General features: G+C 64.7%; 15 protein-coding genes and 2 pseudogenes. 8 read left to right on the top strand and 9 right to left on the bottom strand.

Annotated features, from left to right (window positions below):
- Window positions 1-114: 114 nt before the first annotated feature.
- From trbG to bla, 3 genes and pseudogenes are all read right to left on the bottom strand, one after another.
- Window positions 115-1,030, bottom strand: a pseudogene (gene trbG, locus AC3ANX_RS15810) (P-type conjugative transfer protein TrbG); the annotation flags it as partial.
- Window positions 1,006-1,515: pseudogene (gene trbF, locus AC3ANX_RS15805) on the bottom strand (conjugal transfer protein TrbF); the annotation flags it as partial. The pseudogenes trbF and trbG, both read right to left, overlap by 25 nt.
- Window positions 1,516-1,880: 365 nt before the next feature.
- Window positions 1,881-2,774 carry a subclass B3 metallo-beta-lactamase gene (bla, locus tag AC3ANX_RS15800; RefSeq protein ID WP_488334213.1) on the bottom strand — a complete coding sequence of 298 codons (894 nt, stop codon included), beginning with the start codon at window positions 2,772-2,774 and terminating at the stop codon, window positions 1,881-1,883.
- Between the two features lie 113 nt (window positions 2,775-2,887).
- Here bla and AC3ANX_RS15795 point away from each other — a divergent pair, with 113 nt between their 5' ends.
- Together AC3ANX_RS15795 and AC3ANX_RS15790 are read left to right on the top strand one after the other, a co-directional pair.
- Window positions 2,888-3,754: a LysR family transcriptional regulator gene (locus AC3ANX_RS15795; protein WP_488334212.1), complete on the top strand. Its 867-nt coding sequence runs from the start codon at window positions 2,888-2,890 to the stop codon at window positions 3,752-3,754.
- A 75-nt stretch (window positions 3,755-3,829) separates the two neighbouring features.
- Entirely contained in the window at window positions 3,830-4,411 is a 582-nt protein-coding gene (locus tag AC3ANX_RS15790) for a hypothetical protein (protein WP_488334211.1), read from the top strand.
- Between the two features lie 60 nt (window positions 4,412-4,471).
- Here the strand turns inward: AC3ANX_RS15790 and AC3ANX_RS15785 are convergent, their stop codons facing one another.
- From AC3ANX_RS15785 to AC3ANX_RS15775, 3 genes are all read right to left on the bottom strand, one after another.
- Window positions 4,472-7,117 carry a TonB-dependent receptor gene (locus AC3ANX_RS15785; RefSeq protein WP_488334210.1) on the bottom strand — a complete coding sequence of 882 codons (2,646 nt, stop codon included), beginning with the start codon at window positions 7,115-7,117 and terminating at the stop codon, window positions 4,472-4,474.
- A gap of 83 nt (window positions 7,118-7,200) precedes the next feature.
- Window positions 7,201-7,566 carry a c-type cytochrome gene (locus tag AC3ANX_RS15780; RefSeq protein ID WP_488334209.1) on the bottom strand — a complete coding sequence of 122 codons (366 nt, stop codon included), beginning with the start codon at window positions 7,564-7,566 and terminating at the stop codon, window positions 7,201-7,203.
- A 4-nt stretch (window positions 7,567-7,570) separates the two neighbouring features.
- Window positions 7,571-9,010, bottom strand: a complete 1,440-nt coding sequence (locus AC3ANX_RS15775) for an alkaline phosphatase family protein (RefSeq protein ID WP_488334208.1) — start codon at window positions 9,008-9,010, stop codon at window positions 7,571-7,573.
- A 180-nt stretch (window positions 9,011-9,190) separates the two neighbouring features.
- On the opposite strand from AC3ANX_RS15775, the gene AC3ANX_RS15770 reads away from it, so the two are divergent.
- From AC3ANX_RS15770 to AC3ANX_RS15750, 5 genes are all read left to right on the top strand, one after another.
- Window positions 9,191-10,360, top strand: coding sequence for a hypothetical protein (locus AC3ANX_RS15770; protein ID WP_488334207.1), 1,170 nt, complete (start codon window positions 9,191-9,193; stop codon window positions 10,358-10,360).
- 125 nt (window positions 10,361-10,485) lie between these two features.
- The gene (locus tag AC3ANX_RS15765) at window positions 10,486-11,088 is read left to right on the top strand and encodes an RNA polymerase sigma factor (RefSeq protein ID WP_488334206.1); all 603 of its coding nucleotides are present in this window, start codon (window positions 10,486-10,488) and stop codon (window positions 11,086-11,088) included.
- A complete protein-coding gene (locus tag AC3ANX_RS15760; protein ID WP_488334205.1) occupies window positions 10,997-12,070 on the top strand; it encodes a FecR family protein in 1,074 nt (357 codons plus the stop codon). Before AC3ANX_RS15765 ends, AC3ANX_RS15760 begins: the two co-directional genes overlap by 92 nt.
- Window positions 12,071-12,236: 166 nt before the next feature.
- Complete coding sequence (locus AC3ANX_RS15755) at window positions 12,237-15,341, top strand: TonB-dependent receptor domain-containing protein (protein WP_488334204.1); 3,105 nt, start codon at window positions 12,237-12,239, stop codon at window positions 15,339-15,341.
- A gap of 34 nt (window positions 15,342-15,375) precedes the next feature.
- Window positions 15,376-16,998 (top strand): alkaline phosphatase D family protein, encoded by a 1,623-nt coding sequence (locus tag AC3ANX_RS15750; protein WP_488334203.1) that lies wholly within the window; start codon window positions 15,376-15,378, stop codon window positions 16,996-16,998.
- 183 nt (window positions 16,999-17,181) lie between these two features.
- Here the strand turns inward: AC3ANX_RS15750 and AC3ANX_RS15745 are convergent, their stop codons facing one another.
- Entirely contained in the window at window positions 17,182-18,078 is an 897-nt protein-coding gene (locus tag AC3ANX_RS15745; protein ID WP_488334202.1) for an AraC family transcriptional regulator, read from the bottom strand.
- Between the two features lie 152 nt (window positions 18,079-18,230).
- On the opposite strand from AC3ANX_RS15745, the gene AC3ANX_RS15740 reads away from it, so the two are divergent.
- Complete coding sequence (locus tag AC3ANX_RS15740; protein ID WP_488334201.1) at window positions 18,231-18,956, top strand: SDR family oxidoreductase; 726 nt, start codon at window positions 18,231-18,233, stop codon at window positions 18,954-18,956.
- 419 nt (window positions 18,957-19,375) lie between these two features.
- On the opposite strand, the gene AC3ANX_RS15735 is transcribed toward AC3ANX_RS15740, so the two are convergent.
- Both AC3ANX_RS15735 and AC3ANX_RS15730 read right to left on the bottom strand, forming a co-directional pair.
- Window positions 19,376-19,648: a zinc-binding dehydrogenase gene (locus tag AC3ANX_RS15735; RefSeq protein WP_488334200.1), complete on the bottom strand. Its 273-nt coding sequence runs from the start codon at window positions 19,646-19,648 to the stop codon at window positions 19,376-19,378.
- 461 nt (window positions 19,649-20,109) lie between these two features.
- On the bottom strand, window positions 20,110-21,000 hold the full coding sequence (locus AC3ANX_RS15730; RefSeq protein WP_488334199.1) for a LysR family transcriptional regulator: 891 nt from the start codon (window positions 20,998-21,000) through the stop codon (window positions 20,110-20,112).
- Between the last annotated feature and the right edge of the window lie 3 nt (window positions 21,001-21,003).

Below are 21,003 nucleotides of genomic sequence, written 5' to 3'. Positions count from 1 at the left end.
GCCACCGTTTGCCCTCGCCGCGTGTCTTGACGTGGAGGATCCGCACGGTCGTACGCCCTTCCTGCCGCCCATGCGCAGTTCGGCGGCGGCAAACAGCTGGTCGACGAGAATCTAACGGTCGCGGACCCGATAATCGGCGAGCTCGCTTGCGCCGTCGGGTTCGAGAACGAACAGCGGCGGCATCTCGCCTTGCGCGATGCTGGCGTAGAAGGCGATGAACACCTGCCAGCCATCATCGAAAGCGCGCAGCGGACGCCACGGCGGGCGATCGCCTTCCACCGCATAGTCGAAATCGAGCGCAGCGACATCGAGACCGGCCGCGACCGGTGCTGCCGTCTGGGCAGCGGCGGTCTGCCGGCGCAAGGCGATCAGCGCGTCCTGCGGGTAGGTCCAGGACGCCGAGGCCATATAGGTGCCCGGTGTCGCGCGCAGCTCGAGATGGTAGGTGCGCCGGTCGGTGTTGATCACCACATTGGTGGCGAGCGCGGCGCGCGTCGGTTTGACGAGGATGTGGACACGCGCCGCGGTGCCGGTGCCGCTCGGCGTCTCGCCGATGATCCAGCGCACGGCGTCGCCGGCCGCGACCGGACCGATCCCGGCCAGCTGCTCGCCCGGTTGGAGCGCGATGTCGGAGACCTGGCCGGGCGCGGTGTAGAGCTGGTACAGCGCGCCTTTGCTCCAGGGATTAAGCTGGACCGCGTTGACGAAGCCGGCGCGCGCCGGCTCGATTCGCGCGGCGGCGTTGGCGCGGCCGACCCGCAGCTTCGGATCGGGCTCGCGTCGTGGCGCAGGCGCCGCCCGGACCGGTTTGAGCTGCCCGGGGCAGCGGGAGCGGGATCGGAATCGCGAAGATCTCGCGCGCCCACCGGGTGGGGACGCGCTGCGCGGGCACGCCCGTCGCGGCCAGATCGGTCTGCGCAACTACAGGAACCGCAGCGCAGCCGACCGAAGCGGAGGCACAGACCAGTACCGCGCGGCCCAAGCCCGCAGGCGGAAACAGGCGGATTATTGGCTGAGTTCTTTCGACCATTTAATGGCGGTGACGAAGAGGCCGAGCGGGTTCTTGCGCAGCGCATCGGCGGTTCGCGGCGGCTGGATGACGGTGGTGATGATCGCCGACCAGCGCTCGGTGCCAGCGAGGCTGCCATCCTGATACTGCCGCTCGTTCCAGCCGATGCGGAAGCTGTCGGCGGAGGCGCGCACGACGCTCGAGACATCGACCGCGGCCTGGAACTTGCCGATCCGCGCGAACGGGTCGTTGATGCGCGCATAGTCGTTGAGCGCGAGTGCGCCGGTCTCAGTGGTGAAGTCGTAGGCCCTGAGCCAGGTGTCGCGGACGATGACCGGGTCGGTGGCGATGCCGCGAACCTGTTCGATGAACCGGGCGAGGTGGAAGGCGATCTGCGGGTCGGTAAGCTGATAGTTGGCGGTATTTGGGGCGACGGCTTGCCCCTGACTGAGCTTGCCGACTTCGGCCACGCAAGGGGCGATCGTTCCGCGCGTGTCGTCTCCCACAGCGGCCCGCAATTTCTCGGCAGCATCATTCGTCGGAATGGCAAACTAGCGCAGCGCCGAGCACAGGTCTGGACTGCCGGAGCGAGGCAGGTACTAACCGCTAACGCTGATCTGCATTCCTAGGCGTCGGCATACCGTCAAGGGGCCATCGTCTCTCCGTGCGTTGATGTCGCGCCGCATCGTGACACCCGGTTGCAGAACCGTCTCAACTGTTTTTGATCCCGTGGACCTCTTCCGGCTGGATGCGCACGCCCATGCCGAGAGCGAAGCTCGCCAGTGCGGGATTGTCGAGGCCGAAGCTGGCGCGCTTGCAAGGCTTCGAGATCGCCCGATGTGAGTCGAATCTCCGAAGTGCTAGCGGGCCGCTATTTCGCCCGGCCAGCCGTCTCATCCGCCAACCGCGTCTCGAACATTGCGGCGTACGTGTCGGCGTACGTGCGGCAGGCGGTCTTGTCGATGAACGGGTTCGCTGTCCGCGATACCGCCAGTTGGCGCGCCTTGACGTCGCCGCCGGACTGACCAGGGTGGGGCGTGAGAAGGATGTCGCACGGTAGCGCGTGGACGGTCGCGAAGCTGCGGCGGAAAGCGTCCGCTTCGTCACGATGCGCCGTGTAGCGATAGCCCGGCCCGGCAATGGGGTTGAGGCTGGCGGCAAAGACCGTGTTCAGACACCGACCGCTCTCGCAGGAACGCCATGCCCAACTCATGCTGCCGGGGGTGTGTCCCGCTGTGATGTGGGCGGTGACGACGGTGTCCCCGAGGCGGATCGGGGTGCCGTCGGCGACGGCCCGCACGCGGGTGGCGGCGGGATACGCAACGCCCCACGCGATCTGCGGATCGTCGGCGGCTGGCTGTCCCGAGCGTAACACGGCGGCTGAGGCAGCGCTGGCAATCACGGTCGCACCACTATCGCGGGCGAGCGCGGCAATCCCGCTCGCATGATCGGCATGCGGCTCGGTGTTGAGGATCAGCTTTACATCGGCGAGGCGGAAGCCGAGCCGGCGAATGTTCGCCTCGATTGCCCGAACACCCTGTGGCATCGCGCCGTCGATCAGGATCAGGCCCGCCGACGTGCGGATCAGAACGACGTTGAGGCCGCCGAAGCCGACAAGATAGGTGTTGCCGTAGATGTGCAAAGGCGCCTGCGGGGTCAACCATTTCGCCGAATCCGCAGGCAAGATTGGACGCAGCAGCGGATCGTCGGCATGAGCATTTCCAGACGCACCCACAATCCCCGCCAGACCGATCATCGCTGCCATTGGTCTCTTCATGAGCAATCTCCCTCATCGCTCGCTGAAGATGCGACAGCGATCGCCCAGCGCGCAAAGCATCATATCTCGACAGAGCCATTAGGTGCGTTCATGTCTGAACCATGGATCGCGCTCACCTCCCGCTCAATGCGTTGCGCGCTTTCGAGGCAGCGGCGCGGCATCTCAACTTCACGCGCGCCGCGATCGAACTCCACGTCTCGCAGGGCGCGATCAGCCATCAGGTCGCGGCGCTCGAAGCGCGGCTCGGCACGCCGCTGTTCCGCCGTCTGCCGCGTGGTCTGGCGCTGACCGACGAGGGCCTTGCGCTCGTGCCGGTTGTCGAGAACGCCTTCGATGCGATCGGCGCGACGCTCGACCGCTATGCCGATGGACGGCTCCGAGAGGTACTGAGCGTCGGGGTGGTGGGCACCTTCGCGGGCGGTTGGCTGCTGCCGCGACTGACGGAATTCAGCCGCCTGAATCCCGACATCGACCTCCGACTGATGACCAACAACAACCGCGTCGATCTCGCCGGTGAAGGATTGGATCTGGCGATCCGCTTCGGCGACGGCGCATGGCACGGCACGCACGCCGAACCGATCATGGACGCACCGCTGTCGCCTTTATGCGCGCCTGTCATGGCGGATCGCCTGACAACACCCGAGGCGCTGGCGCGAGAAACCTTGTTCCGCTCGTATCGCCCGGACGAATGGCCGTCGTGGTTCGCCGCGGCTGGCGTAGCGCCGCCGCCAATCCGCGGATTGGTGTTCGATACATCATTGCTGATGGTTGCGGCGGCCAAGACCGGACTGGGAGTCGCTATGGCGCCGCCAGCGATGTTCGCTGACGATCTGACGGCCGGGCGCCTCATCCAGCCCTTCGCGATCGAAATCACGACCGGCCGATATTGGCTTACCCGGTTGATGTCCCGGCAAGACACGCCAGCGATGCGGACATTTCGGGAGTGGCTGATGACGGCGGCGCACTAAAGTTCGATTCCCTTCGCGACCCAGGGTGGCGCGGCGGCGACGCTATCGGCACGCGGAATACCGTGGCCGAACCCTATGCCGTTCATGGCGCTTGAGATGCTGGAACGGCAACTCAAAAACGGATCACCGGAGCCATTTCGAGAGGTTGATCCCTTCTCCAGACATTGGCTGGCTCTTTTGTTGAAGTCAGACACTCTAAGCGAGGCTCGTGGACGGCAGGTTTGTCGCAGCTCTCACCGTTTCGCGCCGGAAGCGGCCGGGGCGTGCGTACCCGCTTCCGCATGCGATGAAGGGCCGACGTTGGGGAGGGTGGACGTCCGCAACTGCGTCGTCGAGACCGGGAGGCCGCCGGGCAGCCTCGCCGCGGACGTTGCCGTTCAACTCGCGCTCTCAGCCGCCTGGCTGCGGAAGTTCAGCGAGACACCGATGGGCGCGAGCCGCGATCAAGCAAGCGAGGTCGCAAACGATCGTACCACCGACGGCGCGGTGCTCGTCCTTGATCCGCTCGGCCAGCGTGTCGGGATAGATCTGCTCAACGGTCCCGATGTCTTGCTCAACGATCCGCGGCAGAATCGCCTGCGTAAGTGTCGGCACGAACGAGGCCTGGTCGGGGTGAAGCAAAATGGCCTCGCCGCGCGCTTCGCTCCGGCGACATGAAGCAACGGCCGAAGTCGGCAGGGCGGCAAGAGCTCGCGAGTGTCGACGATCGGATCAAGGTCACATCGCGAGTACGAGATCCAGTAGAAACTTGCGATTGACGGTGAGCGTGTAACGTTCGGAGACGTAGCCGTGCATCATGCTTTTGTTGTCGCCGAGGATGTTGTCGGCCTCCAGCTTGATCAGCAAGCTGCGGCGCAGCGGCACGCGTAGCGACGCGTTGAGCTGTCCTCGCGCCTCCAGCACGTAGTCCTGGTACGCCTGAGCGTTCACCGTGTTCAGGTTCTGGTCGGCCCATTGATAGGCGACGCGCATTTCGCCGCCTCTTGGCAGCGTGTAGAACAGGCTCGCATTGGCCAGCCAATTCGGCTGGTACAGCACGTTGTCGCGCGAGGTCGACACGCCGCCGACGATGAAGTCCATCTTCGCCCAGATCCGGCTCGCGTTGAGCGACACGCCGAGCTCGTGGCCGATGCCCCCGGCGAACAGATGATTGTCGATGAAGGTCGCCTCGATCCCCTTCAGGTCGGAATGCGAGGCGTTCTGCGGCTGTGTCACCGTATAGTCGACGCCGTCCACCGACTGCGTGGTGGCGAGCGTGAAGATGTCGTTCTTGATACGCTTGTAGAAGCCGGCGAGCGAGATGATCCCGTCGCCGCCGCGGAGATAGCGATCGACCGAAACATCAAAGTTGGTCGACTCGCGCGGCTTCAAGTCCGGATTGCCCCTCGTAATGGTGAGCAGCTGGCTGTTGCGAATCTCGGCAGTGGCGATATCGCTGAACGCAGGCCGCCCCAGCGTCTGGCTGAACGCAGCGCGCAGCCGCCACGCATCGTCCGCGAGCGATTGCGTCAGCGTCACATAGGGCAGCACATGCGTGTAGCCACCATGGTAGAGCTTGCGCGCGCCGGTATACGTCCCGTTGACCTGCTGCGGCACCAGCGCGTCGAAGCTGACTCCGTCGTAGCGGAAGCCGGCAATGCCGCGAAAGCCGCCCACCGCGTACATGCCCGCCATATACCCGGCCATCACCGTCTCGCTGTAGCGATAGTCGCTTGCGTTGGAGCTGCTGGCGCTGGAGGCGGCGTTGACCGCGAGGTTCGGCTTCACCGTGCTCGCGAACACGGGATAGTTGAGGAAGATGGCCGGATAGGGCCAGCCGTAGGTGCCCGAATCGACCACCGTGCCGATCCCGCCGAGCGTGCTGTTGTTGGCCGTATAGGTGATCTGCGTAACTTCGCGGGCGGCATCCACGCTACGACCGTCAAACCCGGCTGCGAAGCCGAAGCCGGTGCTGCCGGCACCGTAATTGTGCCGCAGGTCGATCCGGCCTTCGTAATTCTCGAACAGCGAAGTGCTGAACATGTCCGACGCGGAATATAGCTTGAACTTGCTGATATCGACCATGTCGGACGGGTTGGAGAAGGTGAAGGTCGGCGTCTGCCCCGCCATGTTCCAGGTGACGGTGTCGTCGGTGGGCGAGGAGGCGTAAGCGACGCCCAGATCCATGTCGTAGAAGTGGCTGAGGCCGTAGCCGCCGCGCACCTCGATTGCGGTGTTGTCGTCCCACTGCTTGGTGGCCTTGAAGATCGCGCCGCGCGATTCCGTCTTGAACAGATCGTAATCATAGGCCGGCCGCACGCGTCCGATCTTGAGCGTGGCGACATGCGGGCCAGCATAGGTCACGCCGGTAAAGCTTTCCGCATAAAAGTCGTTCAGACCCTGATATTCGATTTGCTTATAGTCATAGGCTGACAGCGAGAAGCGCAGCGTGTCGCTGGCGCGGTATTCCAGTCCGACATAGCCGCCGAACAGACGCCGCGTCTTGGTGTAGTCCATCGGCCGCATCAGCGTCGGCATCGGATCGTAGCCGTTCCAGTTCGACAGATCCGCCTTCGCGGTCGCGCCGGCCGCGGTGTAATAGGTGCGGCCGTTCGCATTAGGCTTGGAGGCTTCCCAGCTTTCCTGGTTGTACACCGCCGATGCGACGAGGCCGAACTGGTCGGCCGCGCCGAACTTGCGGACGTACAGCCCCTTGATCCCGCCGCCGAACGGCGTGTCGAGGTGCCCGCCCATCGCGTTGGTTGCGGGAAACTTGCTGGTGCTGGGCTGATACAGCCCGCTGATGTCGACCAGCCAGTGATCGCGCCCTTCGAACGCGCTGTATGGCACGATGTTGGTGATGCCGCCGATCGCGCCGGCATCCATGTCGGGCGTGAAGCTCTTGGCGACCTGCGTCGTGCGCGCGACCTGCGTGGGGATCAGCGCGAGATCGACGCGCCGCGTGCCGTCGCCGTTATTGGCGGCGGAGAACATCGCCAGTCCATCGAACGAGACGTAGTTGAGATCGGGCGAGATGCCGCGCACCGACACGTATTTCGCGGACTGCTCGCCGTAGAGCGTCTCCATCGTGTTGATGCCGGGCAGGCGGATCAGCGCATCCGCCACCGTCTCATCGGCGAGATCGCCGGTATCGTCCTGCGATACCGAGTCGACGACACCGAGCGCGCGGCGCTTGACTGCGATGGTCTGCTCGTTGCGCTGCGCGCTGCCGGTGACGACGATGTCCGGCTGGGATGCGTCGGCGGGATCGGACGGCGCTTCGGGCGTGGTCGGCGCGGGCGCGGCCCATGCGGCGGCGGGCGCGATCAGCGCGAGCATGGCGATGGTGGCTGTACCCGACAGCAGGAGACGACGATGCGACATAGGAACCCCCGAGACGGGCCCCCGTGCCCGTTCGGGATTGGAGAGGCTCGGACGGTCGATTTCCGCCATTCGGCCGTCGAAATTTATCTGCCGCTGCGTATGAGGAGGCGCCCCCTGCCGTACCGCCCGGCGCGCGGGGCCGCCAGGGACGGACGGTTCACCCGTAGGATCAGGTCGGCGAGGAGATGCGCCTGTGCCGACGTGAGCGTGTTGGGATCATCCTGCGGCATCGCGCGGTGGATCTTCTCGAACAGCGCGGCGCCACGCGCCCGCCACCGCGACGCGAAGGCACTCCCGATCAGTGGCGGCGCTTCCTCGCCGCCGCGCATGTCGCCGCCGTGGCAGCGGGCGCATTGCGCGGCGTAGAGAGATGGGGCGGCTGGCAGACGTGTCGACGCGGCGGTGGCCAGCGCAGCGGCGGCCACCGCCGCGTGGATGTAACGGTGCACCCCTTCAGACCCGCTTGCGCGTGCCTTTCTCCTGCGCCGGCTGCTGCTGGTCCGCCCCCGGCATGGCGGGCGACGGCATAGTTGCGATGTTGCGGCTGGCGAGTTGCAGCATCACGTCCGTTTCCGGCAGCTTGGGTGCGCGCGAGCGCGGCTGGTCGAACCGGAAGGCGGAGGTGAGATCGCCAAACGCCGTGCGGCGCCAGCGCGTGATGTTGGGCTCGATCACGCCGGTCACTTTCTCCAGGAACTGCAACACCGAGGTATGGTCAAACGGCTGGCTGCACACCCAGCCGCCGACCGTCCAGGGCGAGATGATGATGCACGGCACGCGGAAACCGCCGCCGATCGGCAAGCCGCCGATAAACTCGCGCTCGGTGCCGACGAGCGGCACCGGCGGGGGTACGTGATCGAACAAGCCGTCATTCTCGTCATAATTGAGGATGAAGGCGGTCTTCGCCCACACATCCGGATTTGCGGCGAGTTCGTTCAGCCGGCGGCTGATGAAATCCGCACCGGCCGCCGGCAGGTGATCGGGATGCTCATTGGCGGCGGCGCTCGGCATCATCCACGAGACGGCCGGCAGGCGATCGGCAAGCACATCGGCGGCAAAGCGACCCTCGTCCGCCTCGGGCATGCCGCGCTCCGCCAGTGGCGAGCCCGCCGGCGCGTTCTGGAACTGCGCGAAATGTTTAAACATGTTGTGCGGCCGGCCGCGCTCGCCATATTGATAGATGCGCCAGTCGACGCCCGCTGTTTGCAAGCGTTCGGCGTAGGTGGTCCAGCGGAAGCCGCTGGGCGGCATCTTGTTGAGCGTGACCGGCCCGCCCGCTGCACCTTCCGGGTCGATGCTCGCGGACAGCCAGTAGAGGCGGTTCGGCCAGGTCGGCCCCATCACTGAGCTGTGATAGGCGTCGCAGATCGTGAACGCCTCGGCCAGCGCGAAGTGGAAGGGGATATCGGCGCGCTTGAAGTAGCCCATCGTATAGGGGCCGGCCTCGCCATCGGCGGCGCGGTGCGCGGGTAGCCAGGCGTCCATGCGCCCGCCGTTCCACGCGTGATGCTGCACCGACCAGGCATGGCTGGTGGAGGGCATCTTCTGCGCATTGGTGGCGAGACTATCGAGATGGAAGGGCAGGGTGTGCCCGTCCGGGTTTTCCGTATCCGGCTGGTGGAAGACGCTTTTACCGTGTGACAGCGTCATCGCGTGCGGATCGTCGAACCCGCGCACGCCCGACAGCGTGCCGAAATAATGATCGAAGGAGCGGTTCTCCTGCATTAGCATGACGACGTGTTTGACGTCCTTGATCGAGCCCGCCCGGCGCGGCGTCTGCGCCATCAGCTTCTGGACGTTGGCGGGCATCAGCCCGGCGGCGGCCGCCACCGACCCGAGCTGCGCCGCGCCGGCCAGGATCCGGCGCCGGGTGAAGGGGAGAGTATCCGGCATGGCACGCGTCTCGCTTCGTGTGGAATGATGGGCGTGGGGTAGAGGTTCGGCGCGGGCATTTCCGTGCCTCTCGCATGCAAAAATATCGGGGCTCTTGCTGTCACAATCCCGTCATCCGGCGCGCCTAGCGGCGGCGCCCATCGCAGCCGGCAGGTAGGCGGCGGCACGGAGATCGACGCAATGTGGGTGAAGCGAAACGCCGGGCGAACCGGAATGCTGCTGTCGGCGCTGATGTTGGCCGGCGTCGCCGCGCCGCGTCCGGTCGTCGCGCGGTCGGTGCCGCCGCTCGTCCAGAATGGCGGCAGCTGGGACGCGGGGCACGTGCAGGGGATCGCGGTCGATCTGAAACACGGCTTCATCTATTATTCCTTCACGACGCTGCTCGCCAAATATGATTTTGGCGGCAAGCTGATCGGAACAGTGGTCGGGTGGACTGGGCATCTCGGCGATCTTGACTTCAACGTTGCCGACGGCAAGGTCTACGGATCGCTCGAGTACAAGAAGAGCAAGGCGTTCTACGTCGCCGTCATCGACGTCAACCGGATCGACCGGGTCGGCATCGACGCTGCTCGGTCCGATCTGTTCAAGACTGTCTATCTGCCCGAAGTCGTCAAAGATTATGCCGCCGACGTGAACGGTGACGGCGTATTCGACGGCGATGACGGCAAGTATCGCGACAATGTCGGTGCCTCGCCCGATCACCGCTACGGTTGCTCGGGCATCGACGGTGTCGCCTTCGGCCCGGCGTTCGGCACGACCGGCGACAAGACGTACCTTACCGTTGCCTATGGAATTTACAGCAATGTGCAGCGCAGCGACAACGATCATCAGGTGCTGCTGCAATATGACGTGTCGGACTGGGCGCACTTCGCCCGGCCATTGAGCGAGGCAGCGCCGCACCGCGCCGGGCCGGACGCAATTCATGGCAAGTATTTCGTGCGCACCGGCAACACCTCTTACGGCGTGCAGAACCTGTCGTACGATGCGTGGCTGCATCGCTGGTTCTTAGGTGTCTACCCCGGCAAAAAGCTGGCCTTTCCAAACTATCTGCTCTTTGCGATCGATGCGCGCGATAAGCCGGTGACGGCCGATCTCGTCGGTGTTCCGGCGGCAGCGGGTGGGGGCTGGGAACACGGTCAGACGCTGGCGCTGGCGCATGATGGGCTGGCCGATCCGGCCACCCATATCCGCGGTTGGCGGCAGCCGGCCGATGTCGGCTTCCAGCCAATCGGCGACGGGCTTTACTACATCACCACGCGTGCTGGCGGCCGCGACAGGCAGTCGGCCGATCTCCGCCTGATGCGGTGGACCGGCGACGCCGAGGCACCGTTCGTCCCGGTCTCACGCTGATCTCAGCCGTGTCGCGCAACCGCAACACGCTCGAACAAAAGCTGTCATACTCGCGGGCTAATCGCGCGGCAGAAGCGGCGCCATCAAGACGGCAGACCGCGCTTCTTCGTTCGCAAGGGTCGTCAATGAGCGTGATCGATCGAGACCGGACACGGTGGTTCCTTCGCAACATCCTGCCGCACGAACCCGCGCTGCGGAACTGGCTCGCGCGTGGCACGCCGCTCGGGCTCGACGCCGACGACATCATCCAGGAGGCGTATGCGGTGCTCGCCGACCTGACAACGTTCGACGAGATCCGTTTCCCACGCGCCTATCTGTTCCAGGTTGCGCGCTCGGTCATCACGCGGCACATGCGCCGCGCGCGGGTGGTGTCGATCCATTCGGTCGAGGATTTCCTGGATTTCGATGCGGCGGACGACCAACCCTCGCCGGAACAGGTGACCATCGACCGCGATCAGCTCGGCTGGCTCGCCAAAGCCATCGGCGCGATGCCGACAAAGACGCAGGAAGCCTTCGTGCTGCGCCGCGTGGAAGGTTTATCGCAGCGTGACATTTCCTCGCGCATGGGTATTTCCGAAAACACCGTCGAGAAGCATATATCGCGCGGGCTCCGATTTCTGAGCGAGTGGTTCGGACATGGCGGAACCGCCATGTCTCAAACCTCTAGGAAATCGGGAACGGAGAGTCGGTGCCTCGATGGCAGAGTACGAAACCATTCGAAGCATTGACGAACAGGCCGCAGACTGGGTCGCGCGTCGCGATCGGTCGCCACTGTCCACAGAGGATGCGCGGGATCTGGATCGCTGGCTGAGCGCCGATCCGCGCCACCGGGGGGCGTTGCTGCGCGCCGACGCGCTGGCGATGATGAGCGAATCCGCACAGGCGCTCGGCCGCGATTTCGATCCGACACGCTTCGCTGCCGCACGCCCTTCGGCGGAGGGCCGGTCGGTGTCGCGGCGCAAGCTCCTCGCCTTTGCAGGCGCGGGCGGGATCGCGGCGGCCGGGTTGGCAGCGCTCGGTATCGGCGCGCCCGCGTTCGGGGCGATCACGACGCGGCGCGGCGAGGTGCGACTCGTGACGCTCGACGACGGCTCGACCGTGGTGCTCAACACCGAGACCAGCGTGCAGGTCCGCTATTCCGACACTGAGCGGCAGGTGAAACTGCTCTACGGCGAGGCGTATTTCACGACCGTTCGCGACACGCGCCGGCCGTTCCTGGTCGAGGTCGCGGGCACGCGCCTACGCGCCGCGCCGGGAGCGTTCCGCGTCCGGGCGCTCGACGACCGTCCCGTCGATATTCTGGTGCATGCCGGCCGCCTCGCGGTGACGGTGGCGAGCATACCTGCGGCGGTGGTGATGGAGGCGAGCAGCCAGATGGCGCTGCCGTTTGCCGGTGCAACCGCCGCCGCGTTGCCGGTGCCGCGCATCGTCGCGCCCGAGATCGTGTCGCGCGACCTCGCGTGGCGGGACGGCAAGATCGCCTTCGAAGGCACCCCACTCGGCCAAGCCGCCGCCGAGTTCGCGCGGTACAGCCGCGTCCGCATCGAGATCGCCGACCCTGTGCTTGCCCGCGAGCCGGTCACCGGTCTGTTTTCTGCGGCGGACCCGGTCGGCTTCAGCCGGGCTATCACCAGCATCTTCGACGCGAAGATGGATGAGCGCGACGACGTCGTCACGCTGTCGCGCCGAGATGATCCCGCAAAAAAATAAGGTGGCGATGGCGGAACCTCTGGGCTGACGGCTCTCAGCTACGGGTCGCGCGACGGTCGTCGCGTGCGCATGGGGGTTCAACATGTCTCTGCGTCGCTCCGTACTGTCCAGTACGGCCCTTGTCCTTGCCATATGCTCTGCCGCGCCCGCTATCGCTCAGGCGCGGGTGTTCGACGTTCCCGCGCAGGACGCGGTGCGCGCCATCCCGGAGCTTGCGCGGCAGGCGCATCTTCAGATCGTCGCCTCCGCACGCGATCTGGCTGGCGTCCGCACGCCCGCGATCAAGGGCACGATGGACGCGCGCGACGCGCTGCGCCGCCTCATCGCCGGAACGCCGCTCCACATCGCCAGCGACGACGGTCAGATCGTGACGCTGCGCTCGGATCGACCCGGCGGCGAGCGCGGCGCGCGCAAGGGTGTGCTGCGCGGGCGCGTCTCCAACGCTGCCACGGGCCAGTATCTGCAAAATGCCGAGGTGCGCGTCGACGGCACCAACAGCGCGGCCTATACCGACAGCGACGGCAGCTTCCGCATCGCCGACGTGCCGATCGGCTCGGCGACGATCGTCGTGCGCTATGCCGGTCTCGCCGAATATACCAGCGTAGCCACCGTAACGGACGATCAGGCTGCGCCGCTCGAAGTCCAGATGGTCCCGCAGGCGCTCGCCGCCGGCAGTGGCGACATCACGGTGGTCGGCGCGCGCTCTGGCCAGGCCGCCGCGCTGATGAAGCGGCGCTCGTCGATCAACGCGGTCACCGCCGTCGACGCTGACAATTTCGGCGCGCTGACGATGGGCGACGTAGGCGAATTCCTCAAGAACATGCCCGGCCTGTCGCTCGACTACGTCGAGGTCGACACCAACGCGGTGCGGATCGGCGGTCTCGATCCGAAATATTCGATCTTCACCACCGACGGCGCGCGCATGGCGACGGCGACGTCGAACAACAATGCCGGGCGGCAGAACTCGTTCGAGCAGATGTCGATCACCGGCATCTCGCGCATCGAGCTCAACAACACGCTCACCGCCGGCATGGATGCGGACGCGCCAGGCGGATCGGTCAACCTCGTCAGCAAATATGCGTTCGAGCGCAAGAAGCGGCTGCTCCAGCTTCAGGTCGGCGCGATCGGCACGTCGGACTCGCAGTTCGACAATGCGTACATACCCGACGACAAGCGCCACGCCACGATCTTCCCTTCTGCGCAGGCGACGGTCGCGGACGTGTTCCTGAACGGCCGGCTGGGCGTTGCGCTGAGCGGCAGCTATAACGCCAATTATGTCGAGCAGGATCGCGTGCAGACCGACTGGTCTTACCTCGCGAACGGCACCGCCATTCCGTACCGCGTGATGTGGCGGCCCGGCCCCAAATTCACCCACCGCGAGGCGGTGAACGGCGCGATCGACTACAAGATTTCGGACAAGCTCGCCTTGTCGCTGCGCGGCACCTATTCGTTCTACGACGTCGAATATTACAATCAATATACTTATCTGACGTTCGGTACGACGACCAAGAGCTATGCGACCGCAGCGTCAACGCCGACGCACATCGTCGTGCCCGCAAACGGTGCAAACACCAACGTCAGCACGCAATATTCGCATCGCTATGCCGGTACGCCGGCGATGATCGTCACGCCCAAGCTCGAATACCAGGACGATCTTTGGGACGTGACGTTGCGCGGGGCGTATTCGACCTCCGAGTACAATTTCCGCGACGGCAGTCGCGGCTTCTTCCAGCGCGACGACACCAAGTTACAGGGGATCGGCTTCACGCTCGACCGTTCCAATTCGGAGTCCCCGGCCTACACGTTGACGCAGACCGCCGGCCCGAGCTGGAGCGATGCGGCGAATTGGGCCAGCGTCAGCAACAGCGTGCGCACCGCAGAGTCTGATGCGATCGATCACCAATACGGCCTCAACCTCGACATCAAGCGCAAGCTCGACCTCGGCTCCGTGCGCGCGACCGTGCTGACCGGTGGTCAGATCCGTACCAATGACTGGCGAACCAACGAGGGATCGTACGACCTCTATAATTACGCTGGCCCAGCCGGAACGACGATCCCGGCGACGCAGGGCTATGATTTTCAGATCCTCGGCTTCGATGCAGGCAATTTCAACGCGCAGCATTGGCGTGCCGACAGTAACTATGGAACCTGGTCGCTGTTCCAGCAGCATCCGGAGTATTTCGTAGCCGACGCGGTCGGCAATCTGACCCGAGAATACCAGAACAACCACCGCGTTCGCGAGACGATCACGTCGGGTTATTTTGAAGTACAGGGCCAGCTCGACAAGCTTAATGCCGATCTCGGCGTGCGCTACGAAGGCACGCATGAAGGCGCGCTGGTCGCGCAGGTTCGCACCGCCGCCGAGGTGAAGGCCGCCGGCTATTCGACCAGCACCGTCGCCGGCGTGAACTATCAGTATCATGACGGTCAGCAGCTCTGGAAGACCGGCGATTACGGCGACTGGTTTCTGAGCGGCGGGCTGAAGTACGACTTCAGTCGCCACCTCGTCGCGCAGTTCGCGTTCAGCCAATCGCTGCTGCGGCCGGACTACGGCAATCTCGGCGGCGCGATCTCGGTCAACGACACCACACAGCTGGTGACTGTGCCAAACCCGCTGCTGAAGCCCGAGCACGCCACCAAATACTACGTCAGCCTGCAATATTATCTGGAGCCGTCGGGCATCATCGCCGCGTCGGCCTATCGGCTCGACGTCAAGGACATGCAGGTGACGGGCGTCACGATCGACCCGGCGTCGGCGGGTTACAGCGATACCGACTATAGCGGCTACACTTATGTCAGCACCGTCAACCAGCCGGGGGTCAGCAGCACCAACGGCGTGACGCTGGAATATGACCAGCAACTCGTCTTCCTGCCGGGCATGTTGAAGGGCCTCGGCCTGCGCGGATCGTTCACCTGGGTCGATCCCGACAGCGTGCGCGTGAACCTGCCCAGATACTCGGCGAATTGGGGCGTTCGCTACAGTCTGGGCCCCGTCGATTTTCAGCTGACCGGCAACTACCAGTCGTCGTCCCGCACCAGCGCGCTGAGCAACACCGAGACGACCGCGAACAATGGCATCCTCTACCATGCCAACCGCACGCTTTGGAACGTCAGCGCCACCTACAAGGTCGCGAAGAACTTCTCCTTACAGATCGCCGGGCGTAACATCTTCAACGCGCCCGATATCGTCTATTCGAACATCCGCAGCCGCGTGCAGCTCTACAGCATTTATGGCTCGATGTGGAACGCGGCGGTCAAGGCCAGCTTCTGAGCCTCTCCGCCAACCCCCGCCTTTCGGAGTTTCTATGACCTTGAAGATCGATCGTCGCGAACTGCTCGGCGTAGGCGTCGGACTCGGCGCGATGCTGCTCGCGCCGGGCCGGCTGCTCGCGCAGACGGCCGGCGGGCAGGGCTTTACGCACAATGTGGCGAGCGGCGAGCCGGGGACGGACTCGATGCTGCTGTGGACGCGCTACCTGCCCGGTGCGAGCGCCGATCAGGTGCGGCTCGACGTCGAGGTCGCAAGCGACACCGATTTCTCGCACGTCGTCGCAGGCGGGAGCGTGCGGACAGGTGCGTATCGCGACTGGACTGCGAAGCTCACCGTCGACGGGCTGAAGCCGGGTACGGTCTATCACTACCGCTTCATCGCGCCGGACGGCACCAAGTCGCCGACCGGCCGCACCAAGACGCTGCCCGAGGGTAAGGTCGATCGTTTCGGACTGGCCGTCTTCTCCTGCTCGAATCTGCCGCTCGGCTGGTTCAACGCTTACGGCCATGCCGCAACTCGACAGGATCTCGACCTTTGGATGCATGTCGGCGATTATTTCTACGAATATGGCCTGACGCCGGGGCATGAGATGCTGGCGGCAGGGCGGTCGCTTGATCCGACGCACGAGATCCTATCGATCGCCGACTACCGTGCGCGCTATGCGTGCTACCGCGCCGATCCCGACCTTCAGCGCCTCCACCAGATCGCGCCGATGGTCGCGATGTGGGACGATCACGAATCTGCCAATGACAGCTGGGAGGGCGGGGCGCAGAACCATCAACCCGCCGCAGAGGGCGACTGGAGCGTGCGCAAAGCGGCGGCGATGCAGGTGTTTCGCGAGTGGCTGCCGGTCTCCGACGAGCCGTGGAAGACCTATCCGATCGGCACGTTGGCAACACTGTACAAGACCGAGTCCAGGCTCCTTGCACGCACGCGGCAGGCCGACATCAACAGCGCTTTCCACGCCGCCGACCCCGATGCGGCGCTCGCCGCGTTCCGCGACGGCGCATGGCAGGATCCGTCGGCTACGATGCTCGGCTCCGCGCAGGAAAGCTGGCTGGCGCACATGCTGCGCGCCAATGCACGGACCAGCGCGTGGCAGATGGTCGGGATGGGCACGATCCTCGGCCGAACCGTCATGCCCGCCGACGCGGTAAGCTGGCTGCGGCGCGATGCGACCGAGCATGCCGTGCAGAGCTTCCGCAACGACGTTCGCGCGGCGAAGCAGGGCGTGCCGATGTGGATGGACCGCTGGGACGGCTATCCGGCCGCACGTACCCGGCTGCTCAAGTCCGCACAGGCCGCCGATGCCGATCTCGTCATGCTGTCCGGCGACAGTCACAATGCATGGGCATATGCGCTGGTCGAGGACGGAAAGCCCGCCGGGGTCGAGTTTGCCGGCCACAGCGTCACGTCGAACGGCATGGAAAACAGCTTCGCTGCCGATTCCAAGATCGTCGCAAACGGCTTCGTCGCTGCCAATCCCGAGCTGGACTGGGCGGACACCAGCCAGCGGGGCTATATGATGATCGACATGACGCCCGCGCGCGTCACCGGGGAGTGGGTGTTCATGAAGACAATCGCCACGCGTGACCTCGGGATCTCGGGCATGCACCGCATGCATGTCGATCGTGGCCGCCGCACCTTTGTTGCTTAACGGTTACGCAGGTCTGATGTGCTCGCAAGCGCGAGGTTGGATGCGCTAGTTGTGTGGCAGCATCGAAGAAAGAACGGACTATTCGTCCTTGCCCGAGCAGCAGCGTGAACGAAGGGAACGTTGGCGAAGCCGAAGCAAAGGTGCGAATGTCGGAGATTGGGGCAAATCGAGCAGCCAGAGAGGCTACACTGGCGTCAGTAGGTTGCCGCTGCGCTGCAACTGTTCGATGTCCCGCCGTGGAGGAGCGCCGAACAGGCGGGCGTACTCGCGGTTGAACTGCGATGGGCTTTCATACCCCACGGCAAAACCCGCGGCGCTTGCGGTCGTGCCCGCTGACAGCATCAGGCGCCGCGCCTCCTGTAACCGCAGCTGTTTTTGATACTGCAACGGCGTCATTTTCGTCACCGCCTTGAAATGTTCGTGTAAGGACGAAGTGCTCATGCCCGCGGCGTTGGCGATGTCGTCGATACGTAACGGTCGGTCGAACGCCGTGCGGATCGTCGCGATCGCTCGGCTCACCTGGTTAAGGTGACTGTCGGCGACCGCCATGTAGCGAAGAGCAGGGCCGTGGGGGCCTTTGAGCAAACGGTACAGGATCTCCCGCTCGATCAGCGGTGCCAGCGCTGCGATGCTGTCGGGTTGGTCCAGCAAACGCACCAGTCGGCACGCTGCATCGACCAAATCGTCAACGCTGCGATATACCGCGAGAGCCGGCAGATCGGCTTTGGGTGCCCGGTCGCCTTCCGCCAGGATAAGGGCCGCCAATGCCGCTTGATCGATGTCGATCTTGCAGCAGAGGTAGGGAGCATCGCGATCCGCCTGGATGACATGCCCAACGAGCGGCAGGTCGACCGAGACCAGCAGGTAATGCGCAGCATCGTAGAGCAGGCTCTGTCCGCCAAGCGAAACTTGCTTGGCGCCTTGGGCGATTATGCAAAGCGATGCGTCATACACAGCCGGGAGCGGCACGGTCGGCTCGTCAGCCCGAAAAAGCGACAGCCGATCGATCGGCGTGTCAATGATGCCGGTTCTCGGAACGTGGCGTGCAACCCACGTGGCGAGGTCTGCGATCGTGCTCATAGAGGGACTGTGTTCGCACTTGCCCATTCTCACAAGCGCGGATGACTCTATTTCGGAGGATCGTGCAAGGATAGCGGGCGATTGGTCTCACGCGCGCCGATAGTTCGGTCCCACCTGTCTCTAGCCCTCATGGCGACAGAAAAGGAACGATCATGAACGACGTCATCGACAAAACAGTGCTGATCAGCGGCGCCTCCAGCGGGATTGGCGAAGCTACCGTGCGTGAACTGGCGGGCAGGGGCGCGCGCCTCTTCATCGGTGCGCGCAGGACCGATCGCCTTCAAGCCCTCGCGGCAGAGCTCGGCGCAAATGTCGCGTGGCACGGGTTGGACGTGAGCGACGCGGCGAGCTTCGCCGCGTTCGCCGATGCAGCGGAAGCCCGGTTCGGGCGCGTGGACGTGCTGATCAACAATGCCGGTGTGATGCCGCTGTCGCCTCTCGCCGCGCTCAAGCAGGACGAGTGGACGCGGATGATCGACGTCAACATTCATGGCGTGCTGAACGGGATCGCTGCCGTACTGCCTCGATTCATCGCGCAGAAGGCCGGCCATGTCGTGAACGTGGCATCGATCGCCGCGCATTTCGTGATGTCGAGCGCGGCCGTCTACTGCGCCACCAAATATGCAGTCTGGGCGATCTCGGAAGGGTTTCGTCAGGAGCATGATGATATTCGCACGACGATCATCTCACCCGGGGTTGTGGCAACCGAACTGGGCAACGACATCACTGACCCGAATATCGCCTCGGCGCTGACCACATGGCGGCAGAAGTCCCTGACGCCCGACGCGATCGCGCGCGCAATCCGCTACGCACTGGAGCAGCCCGAAGGCGTGGACATCAACGAGGTCATCGTCCGTCCTACCGCAGCCGGCATGTAGGCGGCACGGCGGAACTCATTCGGGGCAAACCTTCCGTCTGCCCGGACTGGTTGTCAAGGTGCGCGACCATCTGCTTCCGAACGACTATCGTCGTTCTGGTCAGGTCGCGGGGACGACCGCTAATGCCGAAAGCGGCCGTGGGCAGCGCTATGGCTATTCCGGGGTTAGCGCCCAGATATCGCCGATCATCCGGTCACCATGGCTTCTCGGAACCTGCCGCATCGAGAATGGGCGACCGACCCGTTTCCCCATCTCCGATGTGGCATTCCGGCAAGGGGCAACCGGGAGCACGTTGCGGGAAAACCGAGCCTGCTATCCAAGTGCCTGGGTGCGCCGGCATCCGCCTTCTCGCAATACATTCCCAATCGAGAAGGCTCCGCACGTCCCGTTCGCCGTTCCGAAGAGCAATCGGAACCAACCTACGAGGGTTCACTCACCGTCAGCACGATCTTACCCTGAACGTGACCTTCGGCCGCGCGCTCGTGGGCTTTGCGCGCATCAGCGAGTGGGAAGATGCTGTCGATCGCCACGCGGATCGTGCTATCGGCAAGCAAGGGCCGGATCTCCTCCAGCTGCGCGCCACTGGCGCGAACCTGGGTGGTGGAGACCGTGACACCACGCTGGTCAGCCTCGTCTCCGCCCGAAGCGCCTAGCCCGAAGATGGGGAACAGCGCGCCGCCGCGCAATCGCACGCGGCCTGCTGAGCGCGGCGCGCGAGCGGCTGGCCAACCGCATCCTCGTCGACTGGACCGACATAGATCTCGATCAATTGCGGCAATTGCTCCGCCGTTTCGCGGATGATCTCATGCGGTAGGTAGAGCGACGGTCGTGTAATCTAGCGAGGCGAGAGGACGACCTTCTTGTTGAAAGTCTCAAACGGAACGGGAGGCTGCCAGATCGCTGAACCACCGGAAATGACCGCTCTGGCTTGGCGGCGTCGGGCAGATGGCGACCAAATCCGGTCGTTCATTCCATTCCCTGTGATCGTCCGGTATTTACTAAAAAACTGTCGATGGAGCGGTGGGGAGTACGACTGGCGAAAGCGACCTACTTGCAGCTGTCAAGCGGTCCATCGAAACTGGCTGCCAGCTGTGATCCAGACACGTTAATAGGGATCCGGCGAGCGATGTCCGATGATGCGATGCGCTTAAGCTCAGGAGCCGAGCGACGCCGCGAGGTGGTCCACGATCGCGCGCACCTTGGCCGACGGCCTCGGTCCGGCCGGAAAGACGGCGAAGACCTCGGCAGGATCGAGCTGGTACGATCCGAGCAGCTGGACGACTTGCCCGCTTTGCAGCTCTTCGCCGGCCATCACGCGCGTGCCTAACGCAATCCCCAGGCCCGCGACGGTTGCCGCCAGCACGCCCGGTGCTGAGTTGATCCAGAACCGCGCCTGGACGTCTAGGGATGTTACCGTTTTGTTGTGAGTGAAGCGCCAGCTCTCGCCGCCGAACGATCCATGCTGAAGAATGCAGTCGTGCCCGGCGAGGTCAGCCGGCGTGCCCGGCTCGCCACGGGCGGAGAGATACGACGGAGCCGCCATGACAAGTCGTTCGACCAAAGCGAGCTTCCGCGCACCGAAGGTTGAATCGTCAAGCGGTCCGACATTGATGCGGATTGCGAGGTCAACGCCGTCGGTGATCAGGTTCTGGCGAGCGTCGCTCATGTTTATCTCGACCTTGAGGTCGGGATGGCGATCGAGGAATGGCGTCAGAGCGGGTATGATCGCGCGGGTGCCATACATTAGCGGCATCGCGATCCTGATCACGCCGTGGAGGCTGTCGACGCCGCGGGTCGCCTGCTCGGTCTCCTCGACCTCCGCCAGTAGCCGTCTCGCACGCTCCAGGTAGAGCGCGCCGGCGTCCGTTGGCGAGATGCTGCGGGTCGTGCGCAGCAGCAACGTCGTGCCCAGCCGCGCCTCGAGCGCGCCGACGATCCGCGACACCGAAGGCTGCGATAGCTTCAGCTCGCGCGCCGCGCGCGAGAGGCTCCCGGTGTCCGCCACGCGGACGAAAACGGCCATCTCCTGCCAGCGATCACTCATTTG

Source organism: Sphingomonas sp. BRN-1R, from assembly GCF_057748035.1.
The sequence above is the reverse complement of the archived record's forward strand: the minus strand, read 5'-3'. Positions and strand labels throughout refer to the sequence as shown.